We start from the raw sequence: 16051 nt of genomic DNA, 5'->3' as shown, positions 1-16051 counted from the left end.
TATTTTTTTAATTACTAAAACTTCTAGGACCTAAAAATGTGGTCGTGGTTGTTTCAATTAAACCATCACCACTATAGACTCCTATTTTTACCTTATTCTTATCATTGTCCAACAATGCCTTATCAATTTCAATAAAGAGGGTGCCTTCAGCAAGTCCTTCTTTATCAATTTTAAAGCTGTTATTTCCAACAGTGGATATCTTTCCTTTTGGCTCTAGTAGCTCAAAGCGAACACTGTCAATAGCGTTAACGGTTTTGTTGATCACCTTATAGGTATACACATTACTGATAGTAAACGCTCCTTTTTCTTGGTACAACTGACCTGGAAGTCTTAAAACAGAAGCTTCCACATCATTTCTTAAGAATAACATGCCGATTAATAAACCAGTTAGAATGACCAGAACAGCTGAGTACCCTTTAAGTCTTGGTGTGAATTTAAAAGGCAATTTTTTCTCAATGTTTTCTTCACTAGCATATCGAATCAGACCCCTGGGATAATTTACCTTATCCATAATATCATCGCAGGCGTCAATACAAGCAGTACAGTTCACACATTCCAACTGTGTTCCGTTACGAATATCAATTCCTGTAGGGCATACATTCACGCATTGCATACAATCAATACAGTCCCCATATCCTAAAGCACTGCGATCCTCATTTTTTTTGAATTTTTTTCGTCCTTTTTCACTCTCACCTCTCTTGTGGTCATAGGCCACAACTATTGATTTGGTATCGAGTAAAACTCCCTGTAATCGTCCATAAGGACACGCAATGATACATACCTGTTCACGAAACCAGGCGAAAATAAAATAGAACACCGCTGTGAAAATCAGAAGAGAAATAAAGGTGGATAATTGATCTAAAGGATTACTCTGTATATAAGCTAAGAGTTTGTCACTTGAAATTAAATAAGCCAAAAACACATTGGCAATCAGAAAGGATATTATAAAGAACACGATCCATTTAAGGACTCTTTTACGAATCTTTTCTGCGTCCCATTTTTGTTTATTTAGCCTTATTTGTGCCCCTCGGTCCCCTTCAATCCAATACTCAATTCTCCTAAAGACCATTTCCATAAAGATGGTTTGTGGACAAATCCACCCACAAAAAATCCTTCCAAATGCGGCAGTGAAAAACCCGATGAACACCACCCCAATAACCATAGATAATACAAATAGATAAAAGTCTTGAGGCCAAAATGGAAAGCCAAAAATATTAAATCGTCGCTCCACGATATTAAAAAGCAAAAACTGATTCCCGTTGATCTTTACAAAAGGAGCGCTGATTAAGAAAAGTAACAGTACGTAACTTACATATTTTCGGTAGGTATAGAATTTTCCTGAAGGTTTTTTGGGAAATACCCATGCTCTTTTCCCTTCTTCATTGATGGTTCCGATGGTGTCCCTAAAACTTTCTTTTTCTGTACTCATCATTTTATTGAATTATTCTAATGCTGCACTATCATTATTCCAAATATCTCCTTCTGGTGCTTTACCATCCGCAGGATTGTTAGCTGAAAGACTCATTACATAACTTGCTACTTGTTGAATTTCTGAGGGCTTTAAGGATTGCTTCCAAGAGACCATTCCTTTTCCACTTCGGCCGCCTTCAGAGATAGTATTAAAGATGTTTTTAATACCACCTCCGAGAATCCAATACTCATCGGTTAGGTTAGGGCCTATACCACCTCCACCATCCATTCGGTGGCAAGCAACACAAAGAGTGTTATAAATACCTTCTCCAGCTTTTAAATCGGATGCCTCTGTTAATAAAACCACATTCTCAGCATCGATAAGATCTTTAGCGGTTTTCCTATACTGTTCAATAGCTATAGTAGCCGCCGCAACTTCTTTTTCGAGTTCTACGTATTGATTATCCGCTCCTAATATTTCAAAGCGAACCATGTAAATGATCGCAAATACTATGGTGGCATAAAAGCCGTATTTCCACCACGGAGGTAAGGTGTTATCTAACTCCTGTATCCCATCGTAATTGTGGTCCATAATGATTTCAGCCTCCTTTTCTAGTGGAGCTGAATCCATGAGTTTGTCCACTATCTTTTTAAACCAAGTAAATTCATTCTCCTTCTGATGTTCTAAATCCACTTGGGGAGAAATAGCTCTGGTGACTGAATTCATCGCAGCTATCATAACCTCCAAGCCTATAAGTAACACTGCAAATAGACCTAAGAATAGGGAGACTTGCGGATATTTTATAAACGCTGGAATATCTCCAGAATCAATAAAGTATTCTGCCAGTATAAAAACAATCGTTAGAATAAAGAGTACTCTAAGATAGGATGTGAATGTTCTCATTTTGCGTCGGTTTTATCGTTTATATCCAAGGGTAAATGGCTCATTTTTTGTAAATAATCTTTTTTAGCCGTGGCTACCCACCAAAAAAGAAGGACAAAGAATATAAAGAAAATAAGCAGTGAGATGATCGGATATATGGCAACTCCATCAATGGATTCCATATAATTCTTGACAAACTTCATCATAATGTTTCGTTTTTAGACTGTTGATTATCTTGATCAAAATCGATGCTTATATCTGTTCCCAAACGCTGTAGATAGGCAATAAGAGCGACGATTTCACGGTTTTTCATTTCAACAAAATCCTCCCCTTTAACTGCGGCAGCTCTTTTATCTGCCTCATAGGATTCTTTAAAACTAGGATCTTGATATAAATTCTCTTCTATTTTCGAAGCCTGAGCATCCATATGCTCAAAAGCATTGGCGATCTCTTGCTCGGAGTAAGGCACCCCAAGTTTTACCATGACTTTCATTTTGGTCTCTGTATGGGAGCGATCGAGCTCATCGGTAATTAACCATTGGTATGCTGGCATGATACTTCCAGGTGAGGTGCTTTGTGGGTCGTACATATGGTTGAAATGCCATGAGTCACTGTACTTCCCGCCGATACGATGTAAATCAGGTCCAGTTCTCTTACTTCCCCACAAAAATGGGTGATCATAGACATATTCTCCAGCTTTAGAGTACTCTCCATAACGCTCCACTTCACTTCTAAAAGGGCGGATCATTTGAGAGTGACAAGAAACACAACCTTCCCGGATGTAAATATCTCGTCCTTCAAGTTCAAGCGGCGTGTATGGGTTTACACTTGCAATGGTAGGAATGTTTGATTTTACCATAAGGGTAGGCACAATTTGAACAATTCCACCAATTAAAATTGCAATAGTAGCTAAAATGGTTAACTGAACAGGTTTTCTCTCTAACCAACCGTGGAAAGTCTCTCCAGAGAGTTTTCTTTTCGAAACACGAACCAGTGGTGGAGCCGTGGCTAATTCGTCTTCTAATTTTACACCCTTACGGATGGTGATAATAGCGTTGTAGATTCCGATAATCGCTCCAAGAAGATAAAGAGATCCTCCAGCTGCTCTCATGGCATACATAGGGATGATCTGTGTAACTGTCTCTAGGAAGTTTCCGTAAACCAGCGTTCCGTCAGGATTGAATTGATTCCACATAGAAGCCTGGGTAAAACCAGCCACATAAAGCGGGATCGCATATAGGATAATACCAAGGGTTCCTAACCAGAAATGTGTATTAGCTAGCTTTGTAGAATACAGTTTAGTTTTAAATAATCTAGGAACTAGGTAATAAATCATACCAAAGGTTAAAAACCCGTTCCAAGCCAAGGCTCCAACGTGAACGTGTGCGATAATCCAATCGGTGTAGTGCCCAATAGCGTTTACAGTTTTTAACGATAAGAGTGGACCTTCAAAAGTCGCCATTCCGTAACCTGTAATTGCAACTACAAAGAATTTTAGAACAGGGTCAACCCTTACCTTATCCCAAGCACCTCTAAGGGTTAATAATCCGTTGATCATTCCTCCCCATGATGGTGCAAGAAGCATCACTGAAAACGCCACCCCAAGGTTTTGGGCCCATTCGGGTAAAGCGGTATATAGTAAGTGGTGAGGACCAGCCCAGATATAAATAAATATAAGTGACCAGAAGTGAACAATGGATAAACGATAGGAGTACACAGGTCTATTAGCCGCCTTAGGAACATAATAATACATCAGACCTAAGAAGGGTGTGGTTAAAAAGAAGGCCACAGCATTATGCCCATACCACCATTGAACCAGTGCATCTTGAACCCCAGCATATACTGAATAGCTCTTCATAAAACTTACAGGAAGTTCTATGTTGTTAAAGATGTGTAGTACGGTAACGGTTACAAATGTTCCCAAGTAAAACCAAATCGCTACATAGAGGTGACGCGTTCTTCTCTTTAAGATCGTGGCGATCATATTAGCTCCAAAAGCAAGCCAAACCAAGGCTAGAAGAATGTCAATTGGCCATTCCAACTCGGCGTACTCTTTGGAAGAAGTAAACCCAAGTGGTAAGGTGATCGCAGCAGCTAGAATAACGAGTTGCCAACCCCAGAAATTGAAGTTACTCAAAAAGTCGCTAGCCATACGAGCCTTTAATAAACGCTGTAAGGAATGATAAACCCCGGCAAAAATGGCATTTCCAACAAAAGCAAAAACCACTGCATTAGTATGCAATGGACGAAGCCTTCCAAAACTCAGCCATGAAATACCATCTGTTAGTTGTGGGAAAATAAATAGAAAGGCCAGAAGTAGCCCAACACCCATTCCAATAAGACCCCAAAACATGGTCGCATAAAGGAATTTTTTGACAATTTTATTGTCATAGTAAAACTGTTCTATTTCCATAGTTCAACACTGTTATTTATTCTTTGATTTATTGTATTTATTTGTTTGCTTTTGCTTGGATTCGCTATCAAATAAAATTCGAATAGCAGGAGTATGACTATCGTCAAACTGTCCATTTTTCACCGCAATTATAAATGCAGTGAAAAAGACAACCGCAATTACGATACTCAAGGATATTAGGATGTAAATAACACTCATAGCAATAGCTTTCTTTACGTTGCAAAATTAGGATGACATAAGCACTTAAATTATGATAAATGTCATGTTAGCTTACGGCTTACATAATAGGTGCTAAGGGTGGTAAATGCTACAATACTAATGGAACTTAAAGGCATTAAAATTGCCGCAACTACAGGGGATAAATTTCCTGTAACTGCAAAGGATAATCCAATTACATTATATAAAAAGGAAATCACGAAGCTAAGGTGAATAATATGCACACCCATTTTGCTCAAACGAAGGTATTTGTCGAGATCTTTGAGTTTGGATGCATCTAAAATGGCATCACAAGCAGGAGAAAACACATTCACATTTTCAGAAACTGCAATACCGACATGACTTTCTTTGAGCGCGCCAGCATCATTTAAACCATCGCCAATCATGAGCATTTTTGAACCTTCTTTTTGATGGTCTTTGATGTAGTTGTATTTATCTTCAGGCTTTTGATTGAAAAACATTTTGGTTCCACTTGGAGAGCGCTTGGTTAAATTCTCTTCCTCCTGTGCATTATCTCCAGATAATATGGCTATTTCATAGTGTTTACTCAGGTTTTTGAAAAGTTCAAATACACCCTCTCTATACATGTTTTGCAATACAAACTTTCCTTTGTAGTTGTTGTTAGTGCTGATGTGGACACTGGTGTTTTCTACCTTGGTGGCCGCTTTGTGATTTAAAAACGAGGCGGATCCAACTTTTATGGTGTCCTTTTCAAAGGTGGCCTCTATTCCCTTTCCTGCAGTTTCCTTAAAATCATCCATGGTAAGGATGTTTTGAGATCGAAGCATATTGTATAGTTGCCTACTCAAAGGGTGATTTGATCCCCGTAAGGTACTTTTTAAAAGCGCCTGTTCATGAGTATTGAGTTCCATTCCGTGATAATGGATTTTACTTTGATCATTGGCCGTTATGGTTCCTGTTTTATCAAAGATTATGCTGCTGATCTCTGCCATACGATTTATAACCTGTCCATTTTTTAGATAAAATCCTCTCTTTCCGTAAATACGAAGAAGGTTTCCAAGGGTAAAAGGCTCAGCTAGGGCAAGGGCACAGGGACAAGCAATAATTAAAACCGCAGAAAAGACATAGGCAGCATATCCAGGGTCCCACCATAACCAGAAGCCTAGAGTAGAGAAGGCCACTATTAGGATCACAAGTGTAAAATACTTACTGATTTTATTAGTCAGTGCAAAATCTTGAGATTTCTCCTGATTCTTCATGGAGTCTTTACTCCAAAGCTGGGTGAGATAACTTTGAGAAACACTTCGTATTGCCTGGATTTCAATTGGCTGATCTTTTTGTTTTCCGCCAGCATATATTTTATCACCGAGGGCTTTGTGAATGGGGTTGGATTCACCGGTGACAAAACTGTAATCAATCTCTGCATTGCCTTTCATAAGAATGCTATCCACAGGAATTATCTCTTCATTTCTAATGAGAATGCGATCTCCTTTTTTTACATCTTTGACCTGAATGTTTTCTTCCATTCCATCTTTTATGACCGTGACTCCAATGGGGAAATAACTTTTATAGCTACGCTCGAAAGATAAAAAGGCATACGTTTTTTGCTGAAAATACCTGCCCACTAACAAAAAGAAAAGCAAACCTGTTAAACTGTCAAAGAAACCTTGACCAGTATGAGCAATAATTTCATAGGTACTTCTTGTAAACAACACAAAAACACCAAGAGCAATAGGGAGATCAATATTTAATATCCCCTTTTTTAAACTTTTATAGGCTGAAATAAAATAATCCGATGCCGCATAAAATACCACAGGAAGAGAAAAGGCAAACATAAGCCATCGAAACACAGGTTTGTATTGATCTAGCCAAAACTCACTTACCTCAAAGTATTCAGGGAAGGAAAGCAGCATGACATTTCCGAAAGAAAACCCAGCTACTCCTATTTTATAGAGCAAACTACGATCGGTTACTTGCTTTTCGGTATTCTTGTTTTCGAGATTAATTTTAGGGGGGTAACCAATTGAGGCTAATAGTACCACGAGCTCTTTTAAGGATAGTGAACTGGAATTATACACCAAGCGAACCGTTTTCTTAGGAAAGGTGACCTGGGCATCTTTAATATGGAGGTTGAGCTTATTGGCTTGTTCTAAAACCCATATACATGAACTACAATGGATGTTTGGGATAAATAAATTGACGATCTGAATACCATTTTCATCGAATTCCAACAACTGATCCGAAATGTCTTTGTTGTCTAAATAATCAAATTTACCAACAAATTGCAAGGGAGAAATTCCTGGATTTTTTTCAATATCGTAATAGGAATGTAGCTCGTGCTCACTTAGGATTTCATAGACCGTTTTACATCCAATACAACAAAAATCCTTTTGGTCAACCACAAAAGATTCATTCTCGAACTCAATACCACAGTGAAAACAAGATTTACCCATAATTCCCCTTAAAAGATGTGCAAATTTCAGCAAAGATGTGTGGAAAATTTATGATATTTGTCATAAAATTGGTGCCTTATGCAGGAGTTGGATATGAGTAAATGTAGTCAGTGTATTGTGCGGAAATTTAGCGCTTTAAAAACCCTTGATAAGTCCGAGTTAATTTATATGTCCGCGTGTAAAACGGGACAGACAATTAAGAAAGGATCTTATATTTTCAATGAGGGTGATCACCTAAAGGGAGTATACTGTATAAAGTCTGGAGTTTGTAAATTAGTCAAGCTTTCTTCCAATGGCAGAAATCAAATCGTACGATTCATAAAAAGAGGTGATCTTTTAGGTCAGCGCAGTATTGTTAGCGATGATGCGGTTAGTTTAAGTGCTATCGCCGTAGAAGATATGCAGGTTTGTTTTATCCCCAAAGCAGATATTCTAGCCGTGTTCAAACAAAATTCCAATTTCTCTAGTGAAATTATAAACGATATTTGTTACGATCTTAAATTAGCCAATCACCAAATCGTTCGAATGGCTCATAAAACCGTACGTTCTAGGTTTGCGACCATTTTATTGGAATTACAAGAGGAGTTCGGAGTGGATAAAGATAAAAATCTCAGTTTGAAGCTCTCCAGAGAAGAGTACGCGAATCTGATCGGGACCGCTACAGAATCAATGATTCGAATGTTTGCTAACTTCTCAAAGGAAGGACTCATTGAGTTAAAAGGGAAAAATGTTGGAATTCTTGAAAAAGAAAGACTTAAGCAAATAGCAGAAGAGTGAACCAATTATTTGAAAGCAGTTTAATTGTGCTTTTCTAAAATGTTTACAACATCGGTTATTTTTTGCATTCTAGCATGGTCTAAGGCTGTTAGTCCATTAGCATCTTTTAAAGAGGGGTCCGCATTATGTGAAAGTAGTAATTCCACAATATCAGCTTTTCCAAAGGTCGCTGCATAAATCAAGGCCGTACCTTTATTTCCATTGGCTAAATTAACCTCAGCCCCATGGTCGATCAATAATTTTGCAATCTCTGTATAGCCCTTAAAGCACACACCCATTAGAGCGGTATTGCCAGAGGCATCTTTGATGTTGACATCTGGATCAAAACTTAAGATGGCTTGGGCAACGTCCTTGTGTCCATAATAGGTGGCTAGTAGTAAAGGTGTTGATCCTCTAGAGTCTTTAAGGTTAGTTAGTGTTGGGATTTCTTTTAAAAATGCAGTAACCTTAGCGGTGTCACCAGTTCGAATGGCTTCAAAAAATTCTTCTGTTTTCATAATCGATTGCAATGTTGTTTTATAATTCTTTTCTTTCATTTCAAAAATACAACTTTTGCTTAAATCTTATATGGTTTTTATTGCCTGATAGTGTAATCTTTACATCATTAGGAGTGTCTTTGGGTCTACCAAAGCAGTAGATATGAGTTGTGTGCTTCTTTGGCTTTAAAATAATCGGAAAATAAATAGTTAGATTTAAAATAAAGACGTTTCTTTGCAGCAGTGTTATGAAGCCTAATAAAATTTGGTGTTATTTATCCATCCGATATTTTTCAGTTCATCTTTTTTGACTTTATTCCATAGATACCTAAGACAACTTCAGTTTGATCGTTGTTTAATAGGTGTCGAGTTTTATACATTTTTTTAAATATTTTAATATGAAAGAAGGAACAGTTAAGTTCTTCAACAGAACAAAAGGGTTTGGATTTATCACAACAGAAGACACTAAAGAAGATATCTTCGTACACGAAAGTGGTTTGATAGATAACATCAACGAAAACGACCGCGTTAAATTTGATACCGAAAGAGGTAGAAAAGGAATGAACGCTGTTAACGTTGAAGTAATAGACTAAGACAAAAACAAATGAGAACCATCTATAAACTAGATGGTTTTTTTAATTTCAAATATATAATATGCTGATAATACCAATTAAAGAAGGCGAAAATATCGATCGTGCCTTAAAACGTTACAAACAAAAATATCGTAAAACGCAACAACTTAGAAATCTACGTGATAATCAACACTTCACTAAGAAGTCACAAGAGCGTAGAGTGCAGGTTGCTAAAGCAATTTACAAGCAAGAATACCAAAGAAAGTTAGAGGAATAATCACTCTAGCTTTTTTTTATTCCACCTACCCTTAGTCTTAATTTACAATCACTTCGATTGCAACAACCAAGCCTTCATTTGATCTGATGTTAAATACGGTTTGGTCCTCAAAAATTAAATATTGCCCTTTTATCCCCTTTAAGACACCTTGATATTCTGGTGTTTTAAGAAGGTTTAAGCTTTTAGGTTTCTCTGGGTAGGCCTCTACCGGAAATTCGATATTGGTCTCTGAATTATCTTCTATAAAATAAGGTTTTACTTCCTCTGGTAAATAGTTCTTTAATTCTGCGCCATAGGCCTTTAGGTCCTCATCCTTTATGTCGTTCTGAAGCATTTTTCGCCAGTTGGTTTTATCCGAGACATGGTCCTTAAGTGCTACCTCTGCGATACCTGCAAGATATCTATTGGGTGTTTCAAGAATCTCCAATGCCTCATGAGCACCTTGATCAATCCATCGGGTAGGAACTTGATTTTTTCGAGTTACGCCGACTTTAATGCTACTAGAATTTGCCAAGTATACAATATGTGGCTGTAACTGCATTTCTTTTTCATAGACTAAATCTCGATCCTCTACATCTAAATGAGCTTGGCTTAATTCAGGTCGAATAATCCAATCTGCAGCTTGAGGGGCTTCAAAAAAGCAACTTCTACAAAACCCTTGTCTGTATATTGGTTTGTCCAAATGACAGTTTAAGCATTCAAATCTCAAAAATTTTATGCCAATTGTTTTATTGAGCAGTTGATTGAAATTAATATAGTTGGTGTCCAAAACCAAGTAATAATTAACAGGTTTGGAATTTTCTGTACGCATTTTGGTCAGTACACCTTCGAACATCATAAAAGTTTTTGCTATTTTTAGCAAATATAAATCAAAATATGTCATTTCCACTAATTAACTCCATTGCTTCCTGGTTTCTAAAGAAGCGGTTCCATCAGATGGAATTGTTCTTGAAATATCCTGCTGAGGTACAGACTGAAGTGCTTAACCATTTACTGAGTCGCTCCAGTGCAACTGAGCTAGGAAAACAATATGGATTCTCGGAAATCACTTCGTATAAAATCTTTGCCGATCGTGTGCCCATAGTGCGTTACGAAGATATTGAGCCGATGATTGAGCGTTCTAGAAAAGGGGAGTCGAACATCTTTTGGCCCACACCTATCAAATGGTTTGCTAAAAGTAGTGGTACAACCAACGCTAAGAGCAAATTTATCCCAGTGAGTACGGAGTCCCTTGAGGATTGCCATTTCAAGGCAGGTAAGGACATGCTATCGCTTTATTTTAATAATAACGAAGAATCCAGACTCTTTGATGGGAAGAGCTTGCGTTTAGGAGGGAGTAAAGAATTGTATCAAAGCAATCAAACGTTTTTTGGTGATTTGTCCGCTATAATCATTGACAATATGCCATTTTGGGCGGAAATGAGTAGTACCCCAAGTAACAAAGTTTCTCTGATGAGCGAGTGGGAAAATAAACTCTCCGCCATAGTTAAAGAAACAGTGAGTGAAAATGTAACTAGTTTGGCTGGTGTTCCTTCGTGGATGCTCGTGCTTTTAAATAAAATTTTAGAGGACACAGGGAAATCTAACCTGTTTGAAATCTGGGAAAACCTCGAAGTTTATTTTCACGGAGGGGTGAGCTTTCACCCTTATAAGGAACAATACCAGCGAATACTACCGCGTCAAAGTTTCCGCTATTACGAAATATATAATGCCTCAGAGGGCTTCTTTGCTATTCAGGATAGAAATGATTCTGATGAGCTTCTGCTGATGCTAGATTACGGGATTTTCTATGAGTTTATTCCTATGGATACCTATGGTACTCCAAATGAAAAAGTACTGCCCATTTGGGAGGTAGCTTTGGATACGAATTATGCTATAGTAATTACCACCAACGCTGGGTTGTGGCGTTATCTTATAGGAGATACAGTACGATTTACCTCTAAGGATCCTTACAGGATTAAAGTCACTGGACGAACCAAACATCATATCAATGTTTTCGGAGAAGAATTAATTATTGAAAATGCCGAAGAAGCCTTAGAAAGAGCTTGTAAAATCACTGGTGCTGAAATCATTGATTATACTGCTGGACCAGTTTTTATGCAAGGCAGGGACAAAGGGGGTCATGAGTGGATCATTGAATTTAGAAAAATGCCAGAGTCCTTGGATGTCTTCTCTAAGGAATTGGATTTGGCTTTGCAGTCGGTGAATTCTGATTATGAGGCAAAGCGTTATAATAATATGACGTTAAATCCGCCAATTCTACACCTTGGAAGAAAGGATTTATTTTACGACTGGTTAAAGAAATACGATAAGCTAGGAGGGCAACATAAAATTCCTAGGCTCTCTAGTAATAGACATTATTTAGAGGAGCTATTAAAAATGAACACCCAAAATTAATAGGGTATTTAATTAACTCGTTTTTTTATCTTAAATCAGGATTGATTCCTAGGACATTCTCTTGGATATAGCTATTGATGAAATCAGTTGTCATATGCTTACGGCCAAGCAGATCTTCGGATTTGATAATATGGGCAATATCGAGTTTTCGATAAGCATCGAGCATAGGTTTGGAAATAGGTTTATAGCTATAATGCCATGGCTCATAATAAAAACCTTTTCTATCAGGGTTGTCCGTGTAAACAAGGTAAAACCCATACTTTTGGGAGTTTTCATCCATCCATTCTTTGAGCTTACAAAAAGGGCCATCTCCTTGATATTTTTCAGGAACCAATACATTGCCACTATAGGTAGCTGCAGCATCTATAATATCTATGTCTGTTCCCCAATGGTGTCTAGAGGTTCCAGGATAAGTGGAATACTCAATGATTTTGTCCATAGCCTGGATTGGACTCATTCCTTGATCTGTATAAGCTTTATATTTGCGATTCCATATTGATTTTTGCCTTGAAAAGTCGCGATGTCCCGAGGCCACTTGAATTTCAATTCCTTGTTTTTTAGCATCTGCCTTCATTTTTAAAAACGCATCATAGGCTTGTTTTTGTAAACCAATTCCATCTCCATATAGCGCTAGAGATGTTTTACCTGTTAGAACTTCTATGGAGTAGTTGTCTTGCGCTATGCAGTTCATTTGGCTTATAATTAAGCAACTAACAAAAAAGAGAAAATAGGTTTTCAAAATAAAAGGATGTTGATTTGGATAAAGATACGATTTCTAAGAAAAGAGCCTTTGCCATTGAGCCACAAATCAAGGTAAATACATTATCTATCTGTAAACATTACTTTCGTTTTTTAAGACTATAATTTCCTTGATATTTGAATCCTCACCTAGCTCTTAGGTTGGAATTATCTGTAAGCTTAAAAAGAAAACTAATCTTTTTGTGATAAATTTGTGAAGGTCATTATCGTCCTATCCCTGTACTTGAATGTCAGTACAGGGTTCTTTGTTAGACCATGCCTATGGCATGTACAAATAAGTAATGGTTCACCATTAGAATTAAAACCAATTAGAGAATATGGAATTTAAAAATACGAGGGAATTTGCGCAGTTACTGGATTCTAAGGATACTTTACAATCCTATAAGCAGGAGTTTATATTTCCACAGTTCAACAATAAAAACGTACTGTATTTTACGGGAAATTCCTTGGGGCTTCAGCCAAAGAGAACCCGGGGTTTTCTCGATGAAATATTAAACGATTGGGGCAATTTGGCTGTAGAAGGACATTTTTATGCAGACAAACCATGGTGGGATTATCATCAGCGTTTGGCAGCGCCATTGGCTAAGGTGGTCGGTGCCCAAACAAGTGAAATTACCGTGATGAACACCCTAACTGTCAACCTTCATCTGCTGATGGTTAGTTTTTATCAACCTACCAAAAAGCGTTATAAAATCATATGTGAAGAAAAGGCATTTCCATCGGATCAGTATATGTTTTTAAGTCAGCTTCGAAACCACGGATTAACTCCACAGGATGCTCTTATTGTATTAAAAAAACGCCCTGGTGAGAACCATTGGAGGACATCGGATATTTTAGAAAAGATCGAATTACACAGAGATGAACTCGCCCTAGTGCTTATCGGAGGGGTAAATTATTACAACGGTCAAGTATTTGATATTAAAACAATTACTAAGGCGGCAAAACAAACAGGTGCTATGGTCGGTTGGGATCTCGCCCATGCCGCTGGAAACATTCCTTTGGAGTTGCATAATTGGGAGGTGGATTTTGCTGCGTGGTGTAGTTATAAATACATGAATAGTGGTCCTGGAAATGCCTCAGGAGTATTTATTAATCAAAAGTATCACAATCGTAAAGATATAGCGCGTTTCGAAGGGTGGTGGGGTACAAAAAAAGAAACTCGTTTTCAGATGAAACCTGAATTTGAGCCCATGGAAAATGCGGATGCCTGGCAGATTAGTAACCCTGCAGTGATGACCATGGCTCCTTATCTGGCATCCTTGGAAATGTTCGAAGAAGTAGGGATGCAGGCATTGAATGCTAAGAGCAAGACGCTGACTGGTTATTTGGAATTTATATTAGATGACATAAACTCCGAGAATAAAAATCAAAAGACTTTAGAAATTATCACGCCAAAAGATCGCGGGTGTCAGCTCTCTTTGTTTGTACATGGTAAAGGCAGAGAATTATTCGACTATTTAATGAATAATGGTGTCATTGTCGATTGGCGTGAACCCAATGTTATTCGCCTAGCGCCAGTTCCATTTTATAATTCCTTTGAAGATTTATATGAATTTGGCCAAATTTTAAAAGCTGGAATTTAGAAATTTACGATTAAAATATAAAGGTTGTACTGTCATTGCAACTCTTTTATAAAAGGAGCTCCTAGACACTACAACCCTTACCACTATTAACGAAAAATTAAAAAGTCATCGGTACTTCCATAATCAAAACCTTTGTATCGCTGTCTGCTTTGATATCAATTGTTTCTATTTCATGAATACCTAGACCATCACGCCTGTTGAGCTTTTGGTCATTTACACTTGCATCTCCTTCAATTACAAAAGCATAAACTCCATTTGTTTTGTCATTTAGCTTATATTCGATGCTGTTACCCTTATCAAGTTCTGTGATATTAAACCACGCATTTTGATTGATTGTAACCCCTGCATCATCTTGATTAGGAGAAACGATTTGCTGAAGCTTGTTTTTTCTATCCTCTAACTTCATACTGATCTGACTGTAGGTTGGATCAATATTTCTTTTTTTCGGAAGTATCCAAATTTGAAGTAAGTGTACTTCCTTATCCTCGTTTTTATTATACTCACTATGAAATACACCAGTCCCTGCACTCATGGCTTGAATATCACCCTCTTTGATGACCTCTTTGTTACCCATGCTGTCTTCATGTTCTAGATCTCCAAATAGTGGTATAGAAATGATTTCCATGTTTTCATGTGGGTGTTTTCCAAAACCTCTTCCGCCTGCAATTACATCATCATTAAGAACTCTTAAAACCCCAAAATTCATGCGCTTTGGGTCATAATAATTAGCAAAGCTGAAAGTGTGATGAGAATCTAACCATCCATGGTTCGCGTGGCCTCTTGAGTCTGCCTTATGTAATATTGTTGTCATGATATTTTCATTTAACTCTATTAGACGTAGAATCCATACTTTTCTTACAGACTACAAACCTACGCAAACCAAAATCAATTGTATTAAATTTCACTCCAAGACACTGAGTTTAATACCAGTAAAATACAATTTAAAAATACCATTTTCATTTTGGTGCATAGTGGCTATTTTTAAACCTTGGTAGTCTTTATAACTTTCCCAAGTTGTAATCATACACATGGAAGTTGAATTTTCTTCTCTATAAACCCACTCTTTAACCATGTTGTTATTGTCGATATAGAAGTCATATGCATCTCCTGGAGTATCAACGTCTAAACTATCATAGACGATGGTTAATTTCTGTAAACTATCCTGACTAATAGGAGCAAGATCCATTATCGGTTCACTGAAGGTTTTATGCTCATCCCATACGAGTTTATATGGAGCAAGTAACCAGTAGACATCATTAACAAAGTTCTTTTCTGCAGCTAATTCTGCATCGCTTAAAATTCGATCACGATTAAAATCGAGCCTCTTGCCATCTTTAATTAGGGTTACCTCGTTTTTCTTTGGACGCCATTCCCAACTGCGTTCAAAGTGCGTAGTATCTCGATCCACATTAAATGTGAATTTGATTTCATCAACCTTGTCCCAATGCTCAAATCCATGAGCATATGCGACTCTTTCTAATGAATTAAGGGGTTTATTATCTTCTTCTTTACAGCTAATTACTAGCAGAATACATAATAGTAGGCTAAATACTTTCATGATAAATTATTGATCAATTAGACAAGGGCATGTTTTGTTTAATCCGACCTAGTAATTCATATCTCTAGTGGTTTGGTTCCATTATCAAATACGCTTTACCAGGTGTTATACCCGACAACATAATGGCTGAAGGGAGGTGTTTTAAATACAATAATACAAAAAAATCAATTAGAGTGTACCAGGTGTACCTTTATTAAAGGGCTAAAGAGGATACCTGCAGTGAATCGCAAAAAGCAGAAAGTGGGGAACTAATGTGATTGTAAATAAAAGAAAGTTATAGATAAGTTTATAAACCAGAGCGTAAAACCCATTGATC

General features: G+C 37.4%; 16 protein-coding genes. 5 read left to right on the top strand and 11 right to left on the bottom strand.

The window, feature by feature from the left end:
- Positions 1–7: 7 nt before the first annotated feature.
- The 6 genes from ccoG to I215_RS11535 all read right to left on the bottom strand — a co-directional run bounded on the left by ccoG (position 8) and on the right by I215_RS11535 (position 7336).
- Positions 8–1432, bottom strand: a complete 1425-nt coding sequence (gene ccoG, locus I215_RS11560; protein ID WP_008992152.1) for a cytochrome c oxidase accessory protein CcoG — start codon at positions 1430–1432, stop codon at positions 8–10.
- Positions 1433–1441: 9 nt separating this feature from the next.
- Positions 1442–2314 (bottom strand): cbb3-type cytochrome c oxidase N-terminal domain-containing protein, encoded by an 873-nt coding sequence (locus I215_RS11555; protein ID WP_008992151.1) that lies wholly within the window; start codon positions 2312–2314, stop codon positions 1442–1444.
- Positions 2311–2499, bottom strand: coding sequence for a hypothetical protein (locus I215_RS11550; RefSeq protein WP_008992150.1), 189 nt, complete (start codon positions 2497–2499; stop codon positions 2311–2313). Before I215_RS11550 ends, I215_RS11555 begins: the two co-directional genes overlap by 4 nt.
- Positions 2496–4706 carry a cytochrome-c oxidase, cbb3-type subunit I gene (gene ccoN, locus I215_RS11545; protein ID WP_008992149.1) on the bottom strand — a complete coding sequence of 737 codons (2211 nt, stop codon included), beginning with the start codon at positions 4704–4706 and terminating at the stop codon, positions 2496–2498. Before ccoN ends, I215_RS11550 begins: the two co-directional genes overlap by 4 nt.
- Positions 4707–4718: 12 nt before the next feature.
- The gene (ccoS, locus tag I215_RS11540) at positions 4719–4904 is read right to left on the bottom strand and encodes a cbb3-type cytochrome oxidase assembly protein CcoS (protein ID WP_008992148.1); all 186 of its coding nucleotides are present in this window, start codon (positions 4902–4904) and stop codon (positions 4719–4721) included.
- 62 nt (positions 4905–4966) lie between these two features.
- The gene (locus I215_RS11535; RefSeq protein WP_008992147.1) at positions 4967–7336 is read right to left on the bottom strand and encodes a heavy metal translocating P-type ATPase; all 2370 of its coding nucleotides are present in this window, start codon (positions 7334–7336) and stop codon (positions 4967–4969) included.
- Between the two features lie 78 nt (positions 7337–7414).
- Between I215_RS11535 and I215_RS11530 the strand changes: the two genes are divergently transcribed.
- Entirely contained in the window at positions 7415–8113 is a 699-nt protein-coding gene (locus I215_RS11530; RefSeq protein ID WP_008992146.1) for a Crp/Fnr family transcriptional regulator, read from the top strand.
- A 20-nt stretch (positions 8114–8133) separates the two neighbouring features.
- Here the strand turns inward: I215_RS11530 and I215_RS11525 are convergent, their stop codons facing one another.
- On the bottom strand, positions 8134–8610 hold the full coding sequence (locus tag I215_RS11525) for an ankyrin repeat domain-containing protein (protein WP_040460322.1): 477 nt from the start codon (positions 8608–8610) through the stop codon (positions 8134–8136).
- A 377-nt stretch (positions 8611–8987) separates the two neighbouring features.
- On the opposite strand from I215_RS11525, the gene I215_RS11520 reads away from it, so the two are divergent.
- The gene (locus I215_RS11520; protein WP_008992144.1) at positions 8988–9182 is read left to right on the top strand and encodes a cold-shock protein; all 195 of its coding nucleotides are present in this window, start codon (positions 8988–8990) and stop codon (positions 9180–9182) included.
- 61 nt (positions 9183–9243) lie between these two features.
- On the top strand, positions 9244–9438 hold the full coding sequence (rpsU, locus tag I215_RS11515) for a 30S ribosomal protein S21 (protein WP_008992143.1): 195 nt from the start codon (positions 9244–9246) through the stop codon (positions 9436–9438).
- Between the two features lie 37 nt (positions 9439–9475).
- Here rpsU and I215_RS11510 read toward each other — a convergent pair whose 3' ends face one another.
- Positions 9476–10276 carry a DUF2797 domain-containing protein gene (locus I215_RS11510; protein WP_008992142.1) on the bottom strand — a complete coding sequence of 267 codons (801 nt, stop codon included), beginning with the start codon at positions 10274–10276 and terminating at the stop codon, positions 9476–9478.
- A 38-nt stretch (positions 10277–10314) separates the two neighbouring features.
- Between I215_RS11510 and I215_RS11505 the strand changes: the two genes are divergently transcribed.
- A complete protein-coding gene (locus I215_RS11505; protein ID WP_008992141.1) occupies positions 10315–11835 on the top strand; it encodes a GH3 auxin-responsive promoter family protein in 1521 nt (506 codons plus the stop codon).
- A 25-nt stretch (positions 11836–11860) separates the two neighbouring features.
- Here I215_RS11505 and I215_RS11500 read toward each other — a convergent pair whose 3' ends face one another.
- Complete coding sequence (locus tag I215_RS11500; RefSeq protein ID WP_008992140.1) at positions 11861–12526, bottom strand: M15 family metallopeptidase; 666 nt, start codon at positions 12524–12526, stop codon at positions 11861–11863.
- A gap of 385 nt (positions 12527–12911) precedes the next feature.
- On the opposite strand from I215_RS11500, the gene kynU reads away from it, so the two are divergent.
- On the top strand, positions 12912–14177 hold the full coding sequence (gene kynU / locus I215_RS11495) for a kynureninase (protein WP_008992139.1): 1266 nt from the start codon (positions 12912–12914) through the stop codon (positions 14175–14177).
- A gap of 97 nt (positions 14178–14274) precedes the next feature.
- On the opposite strand, the gene I215_RS11490 is transcribed toward kynU, so the two are convergent.
- A complete protein-coding gene (locus tag I215_RS11490) occupies positions 14275–14988 on the bottom strand; it encodes a pirin family protein (protein WP_008992138.1) in 714 nt (237 codons plus the stop codon).
- Positions 14989–15078: 90 nt separating this feature from the next.
- The gene (locus I215_RS11485) at positions 15079–15735 is read right to left on the bottom strand and encodes a hypothetical protein (protein WP_008992137.1); all 657 of its coding nucleotides are present in this window, start codon (positions 15733–15735) and stop codon (positions 15079–15081) included.
- Positions 15736–16051: the final 316 nt, after the last annotated feature.

Origin of the sequence: Galbibacter marinus, assembly GCF_000300875.1 — a bacterium.
In the GTDB taxonomy this organism is placed as follows: Bacteria; Bacteroidota; Bacteroidia; order Flavobacteriales; family Flavobacteriaceae; genus Galbibacter; species Galbibacter marinus.
This window is presented reverse-complemented; position numbering and strand designations above follow the sequence as displayed.

Bases quoted from the DNA above. Each gene is read 5' to 3' on its own strand.
- I215_RS11490 (WP_008992138.1), bottom strand. From the start codon at position 14,988: ATGACAACAATATTACATAAGGCAGACTCAAGAGGCCACGCGAACCAT.
- I215_RS11505 (WP_008992141.1), top strand. From the start codon at position 10,315: ATGTCATTTCCACTAATTAACTCCATTGCTTCCTGGTTTCTAAAGAAG.
- kynU (WP_008992139.1), top strand. From the start codon at position 12,912: ATGGAATTTAAAAATACGAGGGAATTTGCGCAGTTACTGGATTCTAAG.
- ccoS (WP_008992148.1), bottom strand. From the start codon at position 4,904: ATGAGTGTTATTTACATCCTAATATCCTTGAGTATCGTAATTGCGGTT.
- ccoN (WP_008992149.1), bottom strand. From the start codon at position 4,706: ATGGAAATAGAACAGTTTTACTATGACAATAAAATTGTCAAAAAATTC.
- I215_RS11485 (WP_008992137.1), bottom strand. From the start codon at position 15,735: ATGAAAGTATTTAGCCTACTATTATGTATTCTGCTAGTAATTAGCTGT.
- I215_RS11555 (WP_008992151.1), bottom strand. From the start codon at position 2,314: ATGAGAACATTCACATCCTATCTTAGAGTACTCTTTATTCTAACGATT.
- I215_RS11530 (WP_008992146.1), top strand. From the start codon at position 7,415: ATGCAGGAGTTGGATATGAGTAAATGTAGTCAGTGTATTGTGCGGAAA.
- I215_RS11520 (WP_008992144.1), top strand. From the start codon at position 8,988: ATGAAAGAAGGAACAGTTAAGTTCTTCAACAGAACAAAAGGGTTTGGA.
- ccoG (WP_008992152.1), bottom strand. From the start codon at position 1,432: ATGATGAGTACAGAAAAAGAAAGTTTTAGGGACACCATCGGAACCATC.
- I215_RS11500 (WP_008992140.1), bottom strand. From the start codon at position 12,526: ATGAACTGCATAGCGCAAGACAACTACTCCATAGAAGTTCTAACAGGT.
- rpsU (WP_008992143.1), top strand. From the start codon at position 9,244: ATGCTGATAATACCAATTAAAGAAGGCGAAAATATCGATCGTGCCTTA.
- I215_RS11550 (WP_008992150.1), bottom strand. From the start codon at position 2,499: ATGATGAAGTTTGTCAAGAATTATATGGAATCCATTGATGGAGTTGCC.
- I215_RS11525 (WP_040460322.1), bottom strand. From the start codon at position 8,610: ATGAAAACAGAAGAATTTTTTGAAGCCATTCGAACTGGTGACACCGCT.
- I215_RS11535 (WP_008992147.1), bottom strand. From the start codon at position 7,336: ATGGGTAAATCTTGTTTTCACTGTGGTATTGAGTTCGAGAATGAATCT.
- I215_RS11510 (WP_008992142.1), bottom strand. From the start codon at position 10,276: ATGATGTTCGAAGGTGTACTGACCAAAATGCGTACAGAAAATTCCAAA.